Source organism: Rhodococcus gordoniae (assembly GCF_001646655.1).
GTDB classification, from domain to species: Bacteria; Actinomycetota; Actinomycetes; order Mycobacteriales; family Mycobacteriaceae; genus Rhodococcus; species Rhodococcus gordoniae.
Genome location: NZ_LPZN01000006.1, coordinates 130,080 through 149,496, shown reverse-complemented (window position 1 = coordinate 149,496; position 19,417 = coordinate 130,080). Strand labels below are relative to the sequence as shown.

Here is a 19,417-nt window from a genome sequence, read left to right as displayed (position 1 = left end):
CGCGTGGCCCCAACCTCGGGATGTCGGCGACCACCGACGTCGACACTCCGCCGATCGGTTCGCGCCGTACTCGTCACGCTCACGGGTGTCCTGTTCGTTCTTCTCGGCGCCGGATTCTCCTCCGCGCAGGATCCACCGGATCCACCCTCCCCGCCCGCGACCACGGCACCGGCGTCCCCCGACGAGGAGCCCGCGGCAGGGGTGACCGTCCGCGGCACGCTGAACAACGCCGGTGAACGTCTCGACGGCGTCGTCGTCCGTGCGACGACGACTGGCGGCGAGGTGGTCGCGGAAGCCGAGTCGGCCGACGGCGGACGCTGGGAACTCAGCGTCCCACCCGGCACCTACGTCTTCGAGGTCGACACCGGGAGTCTGCCCGACGACGTCACCGTCCAGACCTCCGTCACCCGTGAAGTGGCGCCGGGACAGGCGAACACGGTGATCTTCTCGTTCGGCGAGGCCCGCACCGGCTCGACGGTGGCCTGGAGCGAGACGCTGATCCGCACGATCGTCGACGGTCTGCGTTTCGGCCTGGTCATCGCCATCGCCGGGGTGGGCCTGAGCCTCATCTTCGGCACCACGGGCCTGACGAACTTCGCCCACGGAGAATTGGTGACCCTCGGGGCGGTCGCGGCGTGGATCTTCAATGTCACGCTCGGCATCCGGTTGATACCGGCCACGATCCTGGCGGTGATCGTCGGCATCGTCATCGGCCTGCTCAACAACACGCTGATCTGGGCTCCGCTCCGGCGGCGCCACACCGGTCTGATCGCGCAGCTGGTGGTGTCGATCGGGCTCGCGATCTCGTTGCGCTATCTCATCCTGGCCTTCTTCTCCGACCGTACACAGGCGTTCGACGACTACCAGGCCCAGCAACAGCTGGTGTGGGGGCCGATCGCGATCACACCGGTCAACCTCGCGTGCATCGTGATCAGCCTGGTGGTGCTCGTCGGGGTGGCACTGCTGCTGCAGCGCACCCGGATCGGCAAGGCCATGCGCGCCGTGGCCGACAACCGCGACCTCGCGGCGTCGTCGGGGATCGACGTCGAACACGTCATCCGTTTCGTGTGGGGGCTCGGCGGCGGGCTCGCCGCACTCGGCGGTGTGCTCTTCGGCCTGTCGGAGCTCGGCGGGCGCGTGCAGTGGGAGATGGGCTTCAAGCTGCTGCTGCTGATGTTCGCCGGCATCATCCTCGGCGGTCTCGGTACCGCCTACGGCGCGCTGGTCGGATGCGTCGTGGTGGGCCTGCTCGTCCAGCTGTCCACCCTCGTGATCAATCCGGACCTGAAGTACATCGGCGGCCTGCTCGTCCTCATCGTCATCCTGGTCATCCGCCCCCAGGGCATCCTCGGCAGTCGGACAAGGATCGGGTGACCCATGGATATCGTTGCGGTACTCCAGGTTTCCTTCGCCCAGCTCATCGGTCCGTCGGCGATCTTCTACGCTCTGCTCGCGATCGGGCTGAACCTGCACTACGGCTACGCCGGCCTGCTGAACTTCGGGCAGATCGGCTTCGCACTGCTGGGCGGTTACGGCGTGGGCATCATGACCGTCACCTACGACCAGCCGTTGTGGGTGGGCATCCTCGTAGGTCTCGCCCTGGCAGGTCTGCTCGCCCTGGTCCTCGGTATCCCCACCCTGCGATTGCGCGCCGACTATCTCGCCGTCGCCACGATCGCCGCGGCGGAGATCCTGCGCCTGATGTTCCGCTCCACCGCGTCCGACTCGGTGACCGGCTCCACCCGCGGCCTGTGGGGATTCGCCGAGCCGTTCACCTCCCTGAGCCCGTTCGATTCGAGTCGCCAGTACAACCTGCTCGGTATGAGGTTCTACGGCGACGACCTGTGGGCGATGGTCGTCGGGTGGACGCTCGTGCTGCTGCTGTGCGGTCTGGTCCACCTCCTCTCCCACAGTCCGTGGGGACGGGTCCTCGAAGCGGTGCGCGAAGACGAGGACGCGGCCCGCGCACTCGGCAAGAACGTCTTCGCCTACAAGATGCAGGCCCTCGTGCTCGGCGGCATGATCGGCGGCCTCGGCGGAATCTTCAACGCGCTGCAGACCAAGTCGATCAACCCCGACTTCTACTCGACGGCACAGACCTTCTTCGCATTCGGCGCACTCATCCTCGGCGGGGCGGGAACGGTCTTCGGACCGGTGCTCGGTGCGATGGTGTTCTGGTTCCTGCTCACCCTCCCGGACGCCTTCCTGCGACAGGCGATCGCCGGGCCCGACCCGCTGCTTCCCCTCACCGAACAGCAGGTCGGCGCGATGCGGTACGTACTGCTCGGCGTTCTCATCGCGGTGATGATGGTCTTCCGGCCACAAGGCATCCTGGGAAGCAAGCGGAAGGTGCAACTCGATGCCTGACACGATCCGACCCGACCCGCAGCCGTCCCGGACGGTACTCGGCGCGGACGAACGCGCCGTCCTGTTCGCCGGCGTCTCCCGCACGCCCGGCGTCGCCAAGCCCGACCCGATCCTCGTCGTCGACGACCTGCGCCGCACCTTCGGGGGCCTCACGGCCGTGGATGTCGGCCATCTCGAGATCCAGCGCTCCTGCATCACCGGCCTGATCGGCCCGAACGGCGCCGGCAAGACCACTCTGTTCAATCTCCTCACCGGCTTCGACCGGCCCGACACCGGCACGTGGGCGATGGACGGCGTCCCGCTCGGCCGACTCCACCCCCATCAGGTGGCACGCCGCGGGATCGTGCGCACCTTCCAGCTCACCAAGGCACTGTCGAAGATGACCGTCCTCGACAACGTCCGCCTCGGCGCCCGGCACCAGACCGGGGAGCGCATGGCCGGTGCGCTGCTGCCGTGGACGTGGCGCCGGCAGGAACGCGAGATCACCGCACGCGCGCACGAACTGCTCGACCGCTTCGGTCTGGCGGCGAAGGCCGACGACTTCGCCGGTTCACTGTCCGGCGGCCAGCGCAAACTGCTCGAGATGGCACGGGCGTTGATGACCGAGCCGACCGTCGTCATGCTCGACGAGCCGATGGCCGGGGTCAATCCGGCGCTCACACAGAGTCTGCTCGGGCACATCAAGACCCTGCGCGACGACGGGACGACGGTGGTGTTCGTCGAGCACGACATGGACGTCATCCGCGACATCTCCGACTGGGTGGTGGTGATGGCGCAGGGCTCGGTGATCGCGGAGGCACCCCCGGACGCGTTGTCGTCCGATCCGGCCGTGGTCGACGCCTATCTCGGCAGTCACCACGACCAGGCGCTCGAATTCGACGACGACGGCAATCCCGTGGGCGCGACCGCCGAACTCGCCGACGCCCTCGCCGACGCGGAGGCGCAGACCCTCGAAGCCGGAGGCGACCTGTCGGATCCCGAAGCCGGAGGCGACCTGTCGGACCCCGGAGCCGGAGGCGATCCGGCCGATGCCGCGGCGACGGACACGACGGCGAGAACAGTGGAGAAGCCGTGAGCGACAACATCCGTCCTGGTCCGACCGACACGACGCCCACCGGCACGACGCCGGCCGAACGTGCGGCGTCCCCGGAGGAGCATGCCCGCCTCGCGGCCGACGCACTCCTGCGCGCCGACGACCTCGTGGCCGGTTACTTCCCCGGGGTGGACATCCTGCGCGGCTGCAACTTCTACCTGCGCGACGGTGAGATCGTGGGCATCATCGGCCCGAACGGTGCCGGCAAGTCCACTCTGCTCAAGGCGTTGTTCGGTCTCATCCCCATCCGCAGCGGTACCGTCACGCTCGGCGGGGACGCGATCACGTCGGCACCCGCACACGTCCTCGTGCGCAAAGGGATCGGCTACGTACCACAGACGCAGAACGTGTTCCCCTCACTGACCATCGAGGAAAACCTCGAGATGGGGATCTATCTGCGCCCCAAGGCGTTCGAGAAGCAGTTCGAGCGGGTGGCGTCGCTGTTCCCACTGCTCGCCGAGCGCCGGAAGGTCAAGGCGGGGGCACTGTCCGGCGGTGAACGGCAGATGGTCGCGATGGGGCGGGCATTGATGATGGAGCCGTCGGTGCTGCTTCTCGACGAGCCGTCGGCCGGACTGTCGCCGATGTTCCAGGACGAGGTCTTCATCCGTTGCAAGAAGATCAACGCCGCTGGGGTCTCGATCATCATGGTCGAGCAGAACGCGCGGCGCTGCCTGCAGATCTGCGACCGTGGTTACGTTCTCGACCAGGGCCGCAATGCCTACACCGACACCGGCACGAATCTGCTGCACGACCCGAAGGTCGTGGAACTGTATCTCGGTACTCTCGCCGGCAGCCGGGAGAAGCCGAAGGGGTGACCGCCCATCGGCGGCCACCCCTTCGCACACGACCTTCCGGTCACTCCCCGACCACGATGTAGTCCTCGGTGGTCAGTGTGTTGTCGGGACCGAACACGAGTCGGCCGTACGAGCCCACACCCGGTTCGCCCGCGTCCACGAAGCTGAGTTCGCCGGTGGCACCGTCGTAGTCGATGTCCTCACCCGTACGAAGAAGATCCAGGCACTGCTGGTAGCTGGTGCACTTCTGCCCGTCACGGGTCACCGAGTTGATGTTCGCGGCGATGTCCACCCCGGCGGTCGACCCCGCCTGCACTGCGGCCAGCGCCGAGACCACCACGGCGTCGTACGACTCACCGGCGTAGTTGAAGTCGATCAGAGCCGGATCGACACCGAGCAGCCGCTGCCGGAACTCCTCCCCGGTGTCGGTCAGCGGCGTGGTGCCGGCCATGCCGTCGAGCAGTCCCTCGGCGACGTTCTCGCCCAGCGCATTACCCATGTTGCCGTCGACGCCGAACACGGCCGTGCCGTCGGACGGGCCGATGCCGACCTCGTGCATGCGGGTGATGATCTTCGCCGACTCCTCGAACCCGATGAGCGCCACCGCATCCGGTCCGAAGTTGACCACCTGGTCGACCTCCGCGTTGAACGACTGCGCGTTGGGGTCGTAGATGATCTTCTGGATCTGGTCCTCCGGGATACCGGCGTCGACGAGGTTGGTCACGGTGTTCTCGGCGAGTCCGGTGCCGTACGGGTCGTTCAGCGCCAGGATCGACACGCGCTGCGCTCCGTCCTCGGCGATCAACTGCGCGAGCGCCTGAGCCTGGAGCACGTCGGTCGGGGCGGTACGGAAGTACAACCCGCGGTCGGGATAACAGACGAACTGGTCGGACGTGTTCGCCGGCGAGAACTGCACGACGCCGGCGCTGACGATCTTGTCGATCACCTTGAGCGAGACCGACGACGACGCGGCGCCCACGATCACCTGGGTGCCGTTGGCGAGGTGCCGGTCGACGGTGGTGTTCGCGGTGTCGGTCGTCGTATCGCCGGAATCGCCGGGGAACAGTTCGACCGGTTGATCGAGAACCCCGCCGGCGGCGTTGATCTCGTCGACGGCGAGTCGGACGGCGGCGACCTCGGGCGGGCCGAGGAAGGCGAGGCTGCCGGTCTCGGGGAGGATCGTGCCGATCTTCAGCGGTCCTGTGGCGGGAGTCGTCCCGGCTGTGGCCTGTTGCGGTTCGCAGTCGGTCTCGACGGTCGTCGCGGCCGCCGATCCGTCGTCGCCGGCCGACGTGCCGGACGTCGAATCGTCACCGTCCGAACTGCACCCGGCGAGGGCGAGCGTCGCAGCACCGAGTACCGCTACGGCGCGGACCAGAGTCCGTCTTGCCATTCAACTCTCCTTCGAACGCCTGACACCGCATCCGGCGGATTCCGGATGTGGTCGAAACATAGCGGTCGGACGAACCCCGTGAACCGTGCCGAAATCCTTGTGATACGACCGTTATCTACGGAGCGGAGATGTGATGTGGCGGTAACGCGGCACGGCGCCGTGAGCACGCGAAACCGGTTCGGGCAGCTACTCGGTGGTGTCGCCCCCGAGGGTCTCCAGAACCACGACGGCGACCTGCCTCATGGTGGTGCGGCGGTCCATCGCCGCCCGCTGGATCCACCGGAACGCTTCCGGCTCGGTCATCGCGTGCTTCTCCATGAGCAGACCCTTGGCCCGGTCGACGAGCTTGCGGGTCTCGAAGCGTTCGTTGAGACCCTGCACCTCGCGCTCGAGCTCGCGCAGCTCGGAGAAACGGCTCACGGCCACCTCGATGGCGGGCACGAGATCACTTTTCGAGAACGGCTTGACGAGGTAGGCCATAGCGCCTGCGTCGCGGGCGCGTTCGACGAGTTCGCGCTGACTGAAGGCTGTGAGAATGACCACAGGGGCGATGCGGCGCTGTGCGATCTCGGACGCGGCGTCGATGCCGTCGCGACGCGGCATCTTGACGTCCATGATCACCAGATCGGGGCGGAGCTCGTCGGCGAGTTCGACGGCACGCTGTCCGTCGCCCGCCTCGCCGACCACCTCGAAGCCCTCTTCGCGCAGCATCTCGACGAGATCGAGCCTGATCAGGGCCTCGTCTTCCGCTACGACGACCCGACGAGGAGTTGGTGTGCTGTCGTGCGGCGCGGAGGTCATGGTCGGGCCTTCCCCTCGGTACTGGCGGTCCCCGGGTGCGGGAGTGGAACGTAAGAAAGGGTACCGGTGCGCGCCCGCTTCGCCCGATCCTCTACAGTGGTGTCCGCAACGCCCCCGTATCCCAATTGGCAGAGGAAACGGATTCAAAACCCGTCCAGTGTGAGTTCGAGTCTCACCGGGGGCACCGCTTTTCACTCCGCGGCGCGGCGCGGCCGCGGGAAGCAGCCCGCCTCCCGCCGATTCCTGCCTCCCTGTCGTAATGTTCCGACGTGGGTATCTGGGTTCTTGTCGTCGTCGCACTCGTCACCGGGACAGTGTCATGGGCAGTCGTGCGTCTGACGCGCGAGCTGGGCCGCCGAAACCTCCGGACCCGGATCGCAGCCGATCTCGCCATCTACAACGCGCTCGGCGACGAGTTCCGCAAGCGTCCCGTCCGGGAGAGCATCGACGCAAGGCTGTGGCAGTTGGCGGCCCGGTCGATGCCGCTGCCGCCGGGATCGCGCCCGAAGCCCCGAGTGCGCCGGATCCTGGCTCTGGCCGGAGTCGCACTCGTCGTCGTCGGCGCCCTCGTGCTCCTGGAACTCGTCCTGAACATCCGGGAGGACGACTCGCTCCGGGTGGCTCTCGCCCTGCTGGGTGGCGCCCTGGTCGGATTCTCGATTCCGGCCTTGTCCGCGGATCCGGCGGAGATGCAGGACCGACAGCTCGTCCGTGCGTTGCGGGAACGTCGCGCCATGGAGCAGCTGCAGAACGGACCGGGTTCGTCTGCCGGCACTTCCTCGGAGCTGGCGGAGACGGCGTAGCGGCGCCTGATCCGCTCTCTCGTACGGGTCTCTGCCCGCAGCGAGCCGAGTTCGTCTCGCCCACTACGATTCGCCGGGTGACCGGTTACGACGAGTTCGACATGTTCGGGGGCCTCGACCCTGCTTCCCTGCCGCTGCGCCAGCAGCAGATCCTGGCCGCGATCCGGGACTGGGTCGTCGCTCAGGGGTCTTCGCCGAGCACCCGGCAGATCGCCGATTCGGTGGGTCTGCGGTCGACGTCGACGGTCTCGAAGCATCTGAAGAGCCTCGGAGAGAAGGGTTTCCTGCGTCGCGGCAGCGCCGTGGCCCGCCAGCTCGACGTACGTCCGTTCCTCGGATCACCCGGTGGGGAACGAGCGTCCGACGACACCGTGACCGTGCCGGTCGTCGGCGACATCGCTGCGGGCGCACCGATTCTCGCCGAGGAGCACACCGAAGATCTGCTCACGCTCCCTCGCGATCTGGTGGGCTCCGGCACCGTCTTCGCGTTGCGTGTGCGCGGCGATTCGATGGTCGATGCGGCGATCTGCGACGGTGACACAGTGGTGGTTCGGCGACAGCACGAGGCCCACTCCGGGCAGATCGTCGCGGCGATGATCGACGGCGAAGCGACGGTCAAGGTGTACCGGCGCCGCAGCGGCCACGTCTACCTCGAACCCCGGAACTCCGCGTACCCCGTCCTCGACGGTGACGAGGCAATCGTGCTGGGCACGGTCGTGTCCGTCATGCGCCGCATCTGACCCCCTGCCGAGGTCGGCCGCAGGTCGGATCGGTGACGACCGGATCATCTCGGTCGCGTCCGCATGGTCCGCGGGGTCACCGTAGGTGAGGACGTATTCGGCCGGATACATCTCGACGATCGACACACCCACGGGACGCGTGTTCGTTCGCGGTGCCGGTCCGCAGACCGCTCGGGGTGTGACCGAACGAGATCTGCGTACTGCTCGGGGCGGCGACCTGCACTCGAACGTTCCTGTCGGTGGCCCCCTCTACAGTTCTGCCGTCCGGGATTCGCTCCGAACCCAGCGATACGAAACGGAACCGCCATGCCGACGCCCGCCATGCCGCCCACACCTCGATCGTGCCGGTCTTCCGTCCCGATGCGATCCGCTCGTGGACTCCCCCGGCGGATCACCGCATGCCGGACGACGATCCCGTTCGGGCGCGACAGCGACGGCACACCCGTCTCGTGGGATCTCTCTGCCGGACGGCACCTGCTGATCCACCGCGACGAGCGCCGCTCGGTACCCAGCGTGTCGCTCGATCTGATCGCCATGACGACACTGACCGGCGACACGCACGATCTCGTCGTCGTCGACCCTCATCGGAGGCATCGCTGGCTCGGAGGATCGGCCCCGCTTCCCTCGGGGCCGATCTGCTGGGCCACGACCGCCGAGCAGATCACCCGCGTCGTGGCCGCACTCGATTCCCCGATCGTCGGACCCCCGCGCGTGCTTCTCGTCGCCGACCTCGCGGCGACGGTCGCAGCGCTCGACGAGGAGGGACGGGAGCGGCTCGCGGCGATCGCGACCGGCGCGAGCGAACGGCAACTCCTGCTCGTCGCCACCACGGCGGATACGAATTCCCGCTGGTATCCCGCCGGGCTCATCGATGCGTTCGACGACATCGTTGCGCGACGAGGTGCGGACCGACCGACGAACACCGTTCGCTGATCACGTAACGCACTCGGAGTCCCGGCGCTCGAACGGTCTCCACGCACTCCTCTCACGCGGTCCATATCCCGTTCGGATCGACGCTGCATGCCGTTCACGCAGACCCGATGTGATGCATCGGTCCGTCTCGGACGTCTCTTCACTTCGGATCGTCGGGCACGTTCCTGCCCGTGAGAGGAATATTCGTGGCAACAGTTACCTTCGACGGCGTCACCCGGCATTATTCCGGTGCGCCGCGTCCCGCGGTCGACGCGCTCGACCTCGACATCGCCGACGGCGAGTTCCTCGTGCTCGTGGGCCCGTCCGGCTGCGGCAAGACGACCTCGTTGCGCATGCTCGCCGGTCTCGAGGAGATCGATGCGGGGCATCTGTTCATCGGCGACACCGACGTCACCGATGTCGAGTCCTCGCGACGCGACATCGCGATGGTGTTCCAGAACTACGCGCTCTATCCGCACATGACCGTCGCCGAGAACATGGGATTCGCTCTGAAGATCGCCGGGGTGTCGAAAGACGAACGCACCCGCCGCATCACGGAGGCAGCGCGCATGCTCGATCTCGAACCGTATCTCGGGCGTAAGCCCGCCGCACTGTCCGGCGGGCAACGACAGCGGGTGGCGATGGGACGCGCCATCGTCCGCAATCCGCAGGTCTTCCTCATGGACGAGCCGTTGTCGAATCTGGATGCCAAGCTGCGTGTGCAGACCCGGAACGAGATCTCGCGGCTGACACGCCGTCTCGGCGTCACGACCTTGTACGTCACACACGATCAGGTGGAGGCGATGACGATGGGCGACCGCGTCGCAGTGCTCGACGGCGGCATCCTGCAGCAGGTCGATACGCCGCGCGCACTCTACGAACGTCCGGCGAACCGGTTCGTCGCCGGGTTCATCGGGTCACCTGCCATGAGTCTGTTCGACCTTCCGCTCGTCGACGGTGGTGTCGACTTCGCGGGCACCGTCGTTCCCGTGGAGCGGACGATAGTGCGGGCGGTCACGAGCGGGCAGGTCACGGTGGGCGTTCGACCCGAATCCGCGCAACTCACCGGGGATGCCGACGGTGTGGACATGATCGTCGATGCCGTGGAGGTTCTCGGTGCCGATGCCTATCTGTACGGGCGGGTGATCGGTGCGGAGCACTCGTACCCGCTCACCGTGCGCACCGACGGAAACGATCATCCTGCGGTGGACACGACGGTGCGCGTGCGTCCGGATGCGTCGGCGGTGCACCTCTTCGACGGGGTCACCGGTCTTCGGCTGAGCGCATAGACCGACCGCGGCGGGACCCGCGCGGGTCCCGCCGCCACTGTCAGCCCGCGTCGAGCAAGTGGCGGAGGTCGGCGAGACCACGACCTTCGAGTGTCGGCCACAACGTGTGACCGGGACCGTCGGGCAACGCCACCATGTTCGGCACGCCGAGGGTCACCACACCCGCCGCCTTGGCCGACGCGAGACCGGGTAGAGAGTCCTCGATGGCCACGATCCGCTCACGCGAGAGGACTCCGCGGGTCGCGGAGAGTCGTTCCACGGCCAGATCGTAGGGCTGCGGATCGGGCTTTCCGCGCTCGACCATGTCGCCGCTGATCACGAATTCGAAGGTGCCGGAGGGCAGGAGCCGGTGAATCTCGGAGGCCAGCTTTCGCTCGCTCATCGTGACCATGACACACGGGACGTCGGCCTCCCGGATCTCGGCGAGCAGTTCCCGGGCGCCGGGCCGCCACGGCACGGCTTCCCGGACCTGGTCGATCACCGAATCGACCAGGGTGTCGATGATCTGCCGGATGCCGAGGCCGACGCCGGCCTCCCGCAGGATCGCAGCGGACGTGGGCAGCGAGTTGCCCACCAGAGCGGTCGCCTGCTCGTGCGTCCACGGAACGCCGTGTTCGGCGGTGAGCGAGGTCTCGGCCCGGAACCAGTACGGTTCGGTGTCGACGAGCGTGCCGTCCATGTCCCACAGCACGGCATGTACGCCGGTATCGGTCCGCACCCGCGGTGTCCGGTCGGTGTCCGTCTGGCTCACGTGTTCTCCTCGTCGTATTCTTCGGCGCCCTGCTCTCGTTCGGAGCAGGCGGTAGCGTTCTCGGTCCGATCGGGGTCGACCGTGATCACCCGCACCCCGCGCGCACGGATCGTGTCGAGTAGTTCGACGGGAGCCGCGGTATCGGTGATCAGCTCGTCGACGACATCCCAGTCGCAGATGCGGTGCAGCGACGTGGCGCCGAGCTTGGTCGAATCGGCCAGCAGCACACTGCGGCGCGCGGAGCGGATCATGGCGGACTTGACCGCCACGATCGATTCCTCCTGATGGTAGAGGCCTGCCGTGTCGACCGTCGTGGTGGACAGGAAGGCGACGTCGACGCGGAGCGCCCGGATCGCGTTCACGGCGCCGACCCCGAGGAACGATTCGTGACCCACGTTGTAGGTGCCTCCGAGCCCCGTCACGGTGCTGCTTCCCGCTCCGGTGGCGGCACGCGAAAGACGGGTGAGGGTGGGCAGATAGTTGGTGACCACGTGCAGGTCCTCGATGTCGAGCAGGTGGTCGATCATGGTCGCCACGGTGGTCGAATCATCGAGCAGGATCGAGCTTCCGGGCGTCACCGTCCGGGCCGCCGCTGCGGCGATCGCAGATTTCTCCGGTACTGCCAGGCGTCGGCGCAGCGCGGCACTGATCTCGTACGTGCTCGTACGCGCCACACTGACTCCACCGCGGAACTTGCGGACGATGCCGCGCCGCTGGAGTTCGTCGAGATCGCGGTGGACGGTCATGAGCGAGACACCGAAGGTCTCGGCGAGCACTTGCGCCGAGGTCGTGTCGTCGGCGAGCAGCACTTCGATGACCGCGTCGAGCCGTTCCTGGCGTGATGTGCTGATGGCTCTCGAGTGCACGGCGGTCGCCTCCATCATCGAATCGGGGATCGGTGACGCTGTTTATATCACTTTTCATGTGATTAACGGGCCATGAACACGAAGGGAAACTTCGCCGGATCCCGACCCAACGGAACTTGACACCCACCGCGAGTGACGACCGCGCTTCACACGAATCCCGTTGCAACACAAGCTTGAAGCGCATATCTCGGCATACCACGCACGTGCGCCGGAAGCGCCGGCATCCGTTTTGACCACCTCCGTCGGCAGTGCCACCATGATCGTCATCCCACGTTGGAGATAACAGTTCGTTGATAATTCGGAAGGAGGGCGGACATGTCCGTCACCGCCCAGCGCGCTCCCGACACACCCGTGCGGGCAGCGGTGGCGCCCGTCGCCCCAGCGACTCCCCCGGCCCGGCGGCCCGAACGCGCCCGCGCCCGAAAACGGCGCGAGTACCTGTTGTTCGCGCTGTTCGCATTCCCCAATCTCGCGTTGATCGTCGTGTTCGCCTACTGGCCGGTGCTCGGTAACGCCGCGCTGAGCCTGACGCGGTGGGACATGATCGCGCCGTCCCCCACCTTCGTCGGCCTCGACAACTACGTCACCCTGCTGAGCGACCCGTCGTTCCTGAGAGTTCTTCGCATCACCGCGATCTGGGTCCTCGCCGTCGTCGGCATCAGCCTCACCGGCGGTCTCGCACTGGCCCTGCTGTTCGCCTCCGGAACCCGAGGGCGGTCGGCGGTCTCGGCACTGGCATTCTCGCCCCACATCCTCTCCGGTGCCGCGGTCGCCGCCATCTGGCTGTTCCTGTTCGATCCCAACTACGGGTTGTCCCGCATCCTGTTCGACACCTTCGGACTCGACTCCCCGCACTGGACGACCTCGAGCGGTTGGGCACTGCCCGCGCTCATCATCGTGGCCATCTGGAAGGGAGTGGGGTTCGTCGCCATCGTCTATCTCGCGGCGATCCTGGCGCTCCCCCGGGACGTGATGGAGGCCGCGCGACTCGACGGCGCGTCGCGGTGGCAGACCTTCCGGCACATCACGTTGCCCCTGCTCTCCCCCACGACGTTCTTCCTCCTCGTCACCCAGGTGATCGGCGCGTTCCAGTCGTTCGACCTCATCGCGATGATGACCGGCGGCGGACCGGCCGGAGCGACCACCACGTTGAGCTGGTTCATCTACAACGAGGGATTCCGGCAGTTCGAGGCCGGATCCGCCGCGGCCGGCGCGATGATCATGTTCGTCCTGCTCATGGTCGTCACGGTTCTGCAGATGCGCTTCGTCGAGAAGAAGGTGCACTACCGATGATCACCACCGTCGAACGCCCCTCCCGGGAACGCAGCACGAAGCCCGGCCGCCGTCTCCGCCGACGACGAGTCGGCAATCCCCTCACCGTCGTCGGGCTCGTCGTCGTCGCCGCGGTCTTCCTCGTCCCCTTCTACTGGATGGTCTCCTCGGCGTTCAAGCCGGAACACGAGATCTATTCGTGGCCGCCGCAATGGATTCCGTCGACGATCACACTCGAGCATCTGGCCCGCGCATGGGAGGCGGTGCCCTTCGGACAGTTCTTCGTCAACTCGCTGATCGTCACGGCGGCCGGATCGACACTGAAGGTGCTGCTCGCGGTCTTCAGCGCCTACGCCTTCGCGTTCCTGCGTTTTCCCGGCAAGAGGATCTTCTTCCTCGCCGTGCTCGGCGCGCTCATGGTGCCGGGTCACGTCACCCTGCTGATCAATTACATCACCATCGGCAACCTCGGCCTGATCAACACCTATGCGGGCATCTTCCTGCCCGGTCTCGCCAGCGCCTTCGGGACCTTCCTTCTGCGCCAGCACTTCCTGGCACTACCGAAAGAAGTACTCGAGGCCGCGGAACTCGACGGGTGCGGCCATCTGCGCCGCCTCGTGCACTTCGTTCTTCCGATGTCGCGCCCCGCCGTCGTCACGGTGGCGCTGATCGCGGTCATCGACGAGTGGAACGACTTCATCTGGCCGCTGCTCGTGACCAACACCCTGCAGGCCCGCACCCTGCCCATCGGTCTGATGTTCCTCAAGGAGACCGAAGGTGTCGACCAGTGGGGTCCGATCATGGCCGGCACCGTCCTGGTGATCCTGCCGATGCTCCTGCTGTTCCTGTTCGCCCAGCGCTACATCATCGCCGGTTTCGCCGGCGCCGCCACGCGGCGCTGACCTCCCCTCCCCCACGAATCCCCTTCGAGGAGAATCCATGTTCCCGTCCATCCGACGAAACACTGCACCGGTTGCGTCGCTCAGCCGGCGTCGTTTCCTGGCCGTGGCCGGAATCGCCGCGGCGTCCGTTCCCATCCTGGCCGCGTGCGGCTCGCCTGCCGGCGGGTCGTCCGGTTCGTTCGGTCAGCCCGATGTGAATCCACCCGGTGAGTTCGCCGGGCGTACCGATGTGGTCTTCTGGAGCGGCTGGGCCGGCACGAACGGTGAGGTCCTCGCGTCGCTGATCCGCCGTTTCAACGAATCGCAGAACGACATCTACGTCGAGATCCAGCAGTTCCAGGGTTACGACGGACTCACCGAGAAACTTTCGGCCGGTCTGCAGGCCCGCCAGATCCCCGACCTGGCGATCTTCTCGGATGTGTCGTGGAACAAATTCTTCCTGTCCGGGCATCTCGAACCGATGAACGGCTATTTCACCGACACGTGGAACGCCGGCACCTACCACGACCGCCTCTTCCAGGAGGGCGTCGTGCGCGGCGAAGCGTTCTGGGTTCCGTTCGGCCGGTCGACACCGTTGTTCTATTACAACAAGGAGATCTTCGCCGACGCCGGTCTGCCCGATCGCGCACCCGAGACCTGGGACGAGTTCCGCGAGTGGGGCAATCGCATCACCGGGCGCGACTACCGCGGCAACAGGCTGATGATGCGTGCCTACACCGGCGCCGACGACTGGTACATGCAGGGGCTGCTGTGGAACTTCGGCGGCTCGATCTCCGACGGGCTCGACGTCACCGTCGACTCCGCAGCCGCGATCGCCGCCGCCGAGTTCGACCGCGCCTGTGTCAACGACGACCGGATCGGCTATCTCGCCCAGGAGATGAACACCGACTTCACGAACGGGCTCGTGGCCACCGTCTGCAACTCGACAGGTTCGCTGAGCGGTCTGACGAAGGGCGCCGAAGCGGCCGGGTTCGAGCTCGGAGCCGGATTCCTTCCCGTCGCACAGGACACCGGTGTGCCCACCGGCGGTGCCGGGCTCGGCATCCTCAAGCACGCCGACCCCGAGCGGAAGGCGGCCGCAGCCAAGGTGATCGAGTTCCTCGCCGGCGACGACGCGGCAGCAGAATGGGCGGTCGGCACCGGGTACCTGCCGGCGACGAAGGGGGCGACGACGTCTCCGATCGTCACGAGCCGCATTGCCGAGAACCCCAATTACGGCCTGGCCGTGGAACAACTCGACCGTGCCCGCCAGCCCGACGCGGTCCGCCGGTACGTGTCGTCGACCATCCTCGAGATGCGCACCGTGATCCAGAAGCTCTACACCGAGAACGCCGATCCGGCCGCCGCGCTCGCCGCCGCCGCAACGGTGATCCGGCGCGACACCGAGGACATCCGCAGCCGCTACGAGGAGCTCGTCGCCTGATGACCACCACCGGATCGACCCCCGATCGCGCCGTCTACCACGTCGTCGGTCACCGCGGCGCCAAGGATCTGTCCCCCGAGAACACCATCGAATCGTTCCGGCTCGCCGAGGAGATCGGAGTCCACGAACTCGAATTCGACGTACGCGTGTCCGCCGACGGTGTGCCCGTCGTGCTGCACGACGCGACCCTCGACCGCACCGCGGTCGACCCCTCCGCCCACGGGCTCGGTCCTGTCGCGGAACTCGCCTACGAGCGCATCCGGGCCGTCGACGTCGGCGAGGGCCGCCACGTGCCCACCCTGACCGAGGTCCTCGACGCCACGACCGTGTTCCTGCAGGTCGAGATCAAGGCCGTCGAGGCGTGCGAGGCTGTCGCCGCGGCGATAGCCGATCGTCCGGAGGACACCCCGCGGATCCGCTTCACGAGCTTCCGGCCCGAAGCCCTGCACCGGATGCTCGTGCTTGCGCCGCACGTCCCGCGCGGGTTGATCACGCACGGGTGGCCCGATGCGGAACGACATCCCGGTGGAATCGAACAAGTGCTCGCCGAGGTCGAGGCCGAGGCGTTCTACTGCGGCTGGGACGGGCTGACCGACGACCTCGTCACCCGGATCCAGGACGCCGGATACGAGATGGGCGGCTGGCCGGTCCGCACGTTCGAGGAGCTGCGACGCGGTCTCGTGCTCGGCTTCGGCGGAGGGACAGTGGACGACCCCCGCGCCGCGATGGACTGGCTGAGCCGCGCCCGAGCGGAACTCGCCCTCTGACCCTGTCCGGCTTCTCGTTCGCCGGCGAGAAGCCGGACAGCCACGTCCACCTGGGCTGCGGCGACCGAGCGTTGCTGGAGATCCGTCCCGGACGACAGCTATCGTGAACGAATCGCACGTCGAGGGCCGCCACGATTGTCCGGAGGACGGATCGATGAACGTCGGCAGAATGATCATGCTGGTCGTCGGAACTCTCCTCGCGCTTCTCGGCGCCGCTGCCGCGGTCGGAGCGCTCGTACTGGGATGGTTCCTCGTCCTCCAGCGCGACGGCGGATTCCTCACCGGGCCCACGGAGACCTTCCGGACGCAGACACACGCGCTGGTCTCCGAACGACTCGACCTGGTCACCGACGACCAGACTCCGTCGGGGCTGCGCGGCGAGGACATCGGCCGACTGTCGGTGCGCGCCACCGCAACCGATCCCACACAGGCGGTGTTCGTCGGCATCGCCCCGGTCGAGGACGTCGAATCCTATCTGTCGGGTGTCGCCCATACCGTGGTGACCGACCTGCGGTTCGAGCCGTTCGATGTCACGTACCGGGATGTTCCCGGCGGCGACGCCCCGACGGCACCGGCGGCACAACAGTTCTGGGTAGCGTCGGCGGAAGGGACCGGCACGCGGCAACTGGAGTGGGATCTGCGCGACGGCGCGTGGACCGTCGTGGTCATGAACGCCGACGGGTCCGCGGGGGTCGGTGTCGACGTGCAGGCCGGAATCCACATCGACCTGCTCGGACCGGCCGTGCTCGCGCTGCTGATCCTCGGCCTGGTGCTCCTCGTCCTCGGCGTGCCGCTGGTGCTCGCCGGTGCCGTCGGGCTCGGTCGGCACGGGCCTCCTCCACCGGGTCCGGTGTCCCCGCAGGAGGCCGGAACGACCGCCGCATCCGCCGCACCGTCGCCCCCGCCTGCAGCGCCGTATCCGGTACATCTGCGCGGTGACCTGGACGAACCGATTTCGCGATGGCTGTGGCTGATCAAGTGGGCCGCTGCGATACCCCATTTCATCGTGCTGTTCTTCCTGCACATCGCCTTTCTCGTGACGACGATCGCAGCCGGATTCGCCATCCTGTTCACCGGTCGGTATCCACGAGCACTGTTCGATTTCGGCGTCGGTGTACTGCGGTGGACCTGGCGGGTCGCCTTCTACACCTACTCGGCGCTGGGCACCGACAGGTACCCGCCGTTCGGTCTCCACCGCACCGACTATCCGGCGGACTTCGACGTCGAGTATCCCGAGCGGCTCTCCCGCGGGCTGGTGCTGATCAAGTGGTGGCTGCTTGCGATCCCCCACTACATCGTGTTGGCGGTGCTGGTCGGCGGGTGGAGCGTCGGCGTCGCGACCGGCGACGGGCACGACGATCCGGCCGGCAACGGCAGCTGGGCCTTCGGCTCGCTGCTGGGCGTCCTGGTGTTGTTCGCCGCGGTGGCGGTGCTGATCACCGGCACCTACCCGCGGGGGTTGTTCGATGTCGTGATGGGCATCGATCGGTGGCTGTTCCGGGTCTGGGCGTATGCCGCGCTGATGCGCGACGAGTACCCGCCGTTCCGGTTCGACCAGGGCGCGCGCGAACCCGTCGAACCCGTCGAACCGAGCACCGTCACGTCGTCGCCGGACCCGGACCCGGACGGCACCGATCCGCCCTGATCACGGCGCGTTCTCGACGAGTCCTGCCCGGATCCGTCCCGTCCACGCATCGATGTCGTCCCAGTCGCGGGCGTCGCCGTAGTGTCCGCCCATCAGACGGAAGACGATCCGCCCCACTCCCGGCCAATCTCCGGGGGCGATGGCTCCTGCGAAGAAGCGGTGGTCGCGCACATCCGCGGACGAGCGGAGATCCTGGACCGCCTGTGGTTCAGGAGTCATCCGGCGCAGACGTCCCGCGAGCCGGGGCGACAGGGTCGTGCTCGTCGCCCCGACCGACGAGACCGAGAAGACCCACAGAGGCCGCCCTGCGAGTTCCGCGCGAAACCGGTCGACGGCTGCGGTGGCCTCCGGCAGCCATCGGCCGTTGTGGATCGCACTTCCGAGGATCAGAGCCTCGTACTTCCGCACCGAGTCGACCTCGGTCAACGCTCGAAGTTCCACCGCACCGCCACGCTCCAGCCCCGCAGCGATGCGCTCGGCGACCCCGCGCGTCGATCCTCCGGCGGTCGCGTAACCGACCAGGACGGACATGTCAGGCCTTTCGGGTGTAGTGGCATTCGGTGCCCTTCGTAGTTCTCAGTGTGAACATCGAGTCGGCGGCCCACGAGGGCCTTTGGTCACCCGTTCCGATCGACTCGGGACCGTCGACTCTAGTGCGACCGATGGATACGAGCGTGTACTGACAGTGCCCCCGTAGCCCGGACATTCCCGAGGTGGTCGCCATGTCCGCACATCGCTCCGTCGTCGTCGGAGTCGACGGGTCGAAAGCGTCCCTTCAGGCCGTGGCCTGGGCGGCACGCGAAGCCGACCGCCGCCGGCTTTCGCTGGCACTGGTCACCACGGTGTCGGTCCGCAACACCTTCGGTGTTCCCATCGGTATGCCCGCCGGCTTCTTCGAACAGGAAGAGTCCGAAGGACGCGAGATACTTCTCGACGCCGCCGAGTATGCGCGCCGCGCGGTCCCCGATCGTGAACTCGACATCGAAACCCACCTGTGCACCGGTTCTCCGTCCCTCGAACTGGTCGACCGCTCGAAGTCGGCGTCGATGGTGGTCGTCGGTGCCGGCTACAACCGGTTCGGCTGGGAGCGGTTCGGGTCGGTCGGTACGGCGCTCGTGACGCACACGCACGCTCCTGCAGTGGTCGTGCGGGACCTGCCGCACGTCGAGATCAACGACATCTCCGGGCCGGTCGTGGTCGGGGTCGACGGTTCGGAGCACAGTTCCCGCGCCATCGCCGCGGCGTTCGAGGAGGCGGCATTGCGCGGCACCGAGCTCGTGGCCGTCCACGCCTGGTCCGATCTCGACGTGCGGGCACCTTTCCGCTTCAGGATCGACTGGGACAGTGTGGAGAACCGGGAGCGAGCACTGTTGTCGGAGAACCTCTCCGGGCACGGTGAACAGTTCCCCGACGTCACGGTGCGGCCGGTGGTGGTCCTGGACCAGCCTTCCCGCTATCTGGCGTCGCACGCGGCCGACGCGCAGTTGCTGGTCCTCGGCCGTCGCGGACGAGGCGGATTCCCCAACCTGCTGCTCGGGTCGACCACCTGGGCGCTGCTGCACACGGTGACCTGCCCGGTGATGGTCGTCCCCTAGA

At 67.3% G+C, this 19,417-nt stretch carries 19 protein-coding genes and 1 tRNA gene; 15 read left to right on the top strand and 5 right to left on the bottom strand.

The window, feature by feature from the left end:
• Positions 1 to 3: 3 nt before the first annotated feature.
• Genes A8G18_RS05320 through A8G18_RS05305 form a run of 4 tightly spaced genes read left to right on the top strand, consistent with a single transcriptional unit; the run spans position 4 to position 4,278 of the window.
• Positions 4 to 1,374, top strand: a complete 1,371-nt coding sequence (locus A8G18_RS05320) for a branched-chain amino acid ABC transporter permease (protein ID WP_064063013.1) — start codon at positions 4 to 6, stop codon at positions 1,372 to 1,374.
• Positions 1,375 to 1,377: 3 nt separating this feature from the next.
• A complete protein-coding gene (locus A8G18_RS05315) occupies positions 1,378 to 2,367 on the top strand; it encodes a branched-chain amino acid ABC transporter permease (protein ID WP_016934864.1) in 990 nt (329 codons plus the stop codon).
• Positions 2,360 to 3,442, top strand: a complete 1,083-nt coding sequence (locus tag A8G18_RS05310) for an ABC transporter ATP-binding protein (RefSeq protein ID WP_064063012.1) — start codon at positions 2,360 to 2,362, stop codon at positions 3,440 to 3,442. Before A8G18_RS05315 ends, A8G18_RS05310 begins: the two co-directional genes overlap by 8 nt.
• Positions 3,439 to 4,278: an ABC transporter ATP-binding protein gene (locus tag A8G18_RS05305; protein WP_064063011.1), complete on the top strand. Its 840-nt coding sequence runs from the start codon at positions 3,439 to 3,441 to the stop codon at positions 4,276 to 4,278. The genes A8G18_RS05310 and A8G18_RS05305 overlap by 4 nt, the downstream gene beginning before the upstream one ends.
• Before the next feature lie 40 nt (positions 4,279 to 4,318).
• Here A8G18_RS05305 and A8G18_RS05300 read toward each other — a convergent pair whose 3' ends face one another.
• Both A8G18_RS05300 and A8G18_RS05295 read right to left on the bottom strand, forming a co-directional pair.
• The gene (locus A8G18_RS05300) at positions 4,319 to 5,650 is read right to left on the bottom strand and encodes an ABC transporter substrate-binding protein (RefSeq protein ID WP_064063010.1); all 1,332 of its coding nucleotides are present in this window, start codon (positions 5,648 to 5,650) and stop codon (positions 4,319 to 4,321) included.
• 186 nt (positions 5,651 to 5,836) lie between these two features.
• Positions 5,837 to 6,451: an ANTAR domain-containing response regulator gene (locus A8G18_RS05295; protein ID WP_016934206.1), complete on the bottom strand. Its 615-nt coding sequence runs from the start codon at positions 6,449 to 6,451 to the stop codon at positions 5,837 to 5,839.
• Between the two features lie 110 nt (positions 6,452 to 6,561).
• Between A8G18_RS05295 and A8G18_RS05290 the strand changes: the two genes are divergently transcribed.
• The 5 genes from A8G18_RS05290 to A8G18_RS05270 all read left to right on the top strand — a co-directional run bounded on the left by A8G18_RS05290 (position 6,562) and on the right by A8G18_RS05270 (position 10,195).
• A tRNA-Leu gene (locus A8G18_RS05290) sits at positions 6,562 to 6,635 on the top strand.
• Between the two features lie 85 nt (positions 6,636 to 6,720).
• Positions 6,721 to 7,254 (top strand): hypothetical protein, encoded by a 534-nt coding sequence (locus tag A8G18_RS05285; RefSeq protein WP_016934207.1) that lies wholly within the window; start codon positions 6,721 to 6,723, stop codon positions 7,252 to 7,254.
• A 77-nt stretch (positions 7,255 to 7,331) separates the two neighbouring features.
• On the top strand, positions 7,332 to 7,994 hold the full coding sequence (gene lexA / locus A8G18_RS05280; RefSeq protein WP_064063009.1) for a transcriptional repressor LexA: 663 nt from the start codon (positions 7,332 to 7,334) through the stop codon (positions 7,992 to 7,994).
• Positions 7,995 to 8,354: 360 nt separating this feature from the next.
• On the top strand, positions 8,355 to 8,927 hold the full coding sequence (locus A8G18_RS05275; RefSeq protein ID WP_064063008.1) for a hypothetical protein: 573 nt from the start codon (positions 8,355 to 8,357) through the stop codon (positions 8,925 to 8,927).
• A gap of 185 nt (positions 8,928 to 9,112) precedes the next feature.
• Complete coding sequence (locus tag A8G18_RS05270; RefSeq protein WP_064063007.1) at positions 9,113 to 10,195, top strand: ABC transporter ATP-binding protein; 1,083 nt, start codon at positions 9,113 to 9,115, stop codon at positions 10,193 to 10,195.
• A 40-nt stretch (positions 10,196 to 10,235) separates the two neighbouring features.
• On the opposite strand, the gene A8G18_RS05265 is transcribed toward A8G18_RS05270, so the two are convergent.
• The gene (locus A8G18_RS05265) at positions 10,236 to 10,946 is read right to left on the bottom strand and encodes an HAD family hydrolase (protein WP_016933698.1); all 711 of its coding nucleotides are present in this window, start codon (positions 10,944 to 10,946) and stop codon (positions 10,236 to 10,238) included.
• Positions 10,943 to 11,812, bottom strand: a complete 870-nt coding sequence (locus tag A8G18_RS05260) for a DeoR/GlpR family DNA-binding transcription regulator (RefSeq protein WP_245207779.1) — start codon at positions 11,810 to 11,812, stop codon at positions 10,943 to 10,945. Before A8G18_RS05260 ends, A8G18_RS05265 begins: the two co-directional genes overlap by 4 nt.
• 315 nt (positions 11,813 to 12,127) lie before the next feature.
• Between A8G18_RS05260 and A8G18_RS05255 the strand changes: the two genes are divergently transcribed.
• From A8G18_RS05255 to A8G18_RS05235, 5 genes are all read left to right on the top strand, one after another.
• Entirely contained in the window at positions 12,128 to 13,105 is a 978-nt protein-coding gene (locus A8G18_RS05255; protein ID WP_064063005.1) for a carbohydrate ABC transporter permease, read from the top strand.
• Positions 13,102 to 13,986, top strand: coding sequence for a carbohydrate ABC transporter permease (locus A8G18_RS05250; RefSeq protein WP_064063004.1), 885 nt, complete (start codon positions 13,102 to 13,104; stop codon positions 13,984 to 13,986). Before A8G18_RS05255 ends, A8G18_RS05250 begins: the two co-directional genes overlap by 4 nt.
• A gap of 37 nt (positions 13,987 to 14,023) precedes the next feature.
• Positions 14,024 to 15,409, top strand: coding sequence for an ABC transporter substrate-binding protein (locus A8G18_RS05245; RefSeq protein WP_064063003.1), 1,386 nt, complete (start codon positions 14,024 to 14,026; stop codon positions 15,407 to 15,409).
• Complete coding sequence (locus A8G18_RS05240; RefSeq protein ID WP_064063002.1) at positions 15,409 to 16,176, top strand: glycerophosphodiester phosphodiesterase; 768 nt, start codon at positions 15,409 to 15,411, stop codon at positions 16,174 to 16,176. The genes A8G18_RS05245 and A8G18_RS05240 overlap by 1 nt, the downstream gene beginning before the upstream one ends.
• Before the next feature lie 154 nt (positions 16,177 to 16,330).
• Positions 16,331 to 17,821, top strand: coding sequence for a DUF4389 domain-containing protein (locus tag A8G18_RS05235; protein WP_064063042.1), 1,491 nt, complete (start codon positions 16,331 to 16,333; stop codon positions 17,819 to 17,821).
• Here A8G18_RS05235 and A8G18_RS05230 read toward each other — a convergent pair whose 3' ends face one another.
• Positions 17,822 to 18,352, bottom strand: a complete 531-nt coding sequence (locus tag A8G18_RS05230; RefSeq protein ID WP_064063001.1) for a flavodoxin domain-containing protein — start codon at positions 18,350 to 18,352, stop codon at positions 17,822 to 17,824.
• Positions 18,353 to 18,543: 191 nt separating this feature from the next.
• Between A8G18_RS05230 and A8G18_RS05225 the strand changes: the two genes are divergently transcribed.
• Positions 18,544 to 19,416 carry a universal stress protein gene (locus A8G18_RS05225; RefSeq protein WP_064063041.1) on the top strand — a complete coding sequence of 291 codons (873 nt, stop codon included), beginning with the start codon at positions 18,544 to 18,546 and terminating at the stop codon, positions 19,414 to 19,416.
• Position 19,417: the final 1 nt, after the last annotated feature.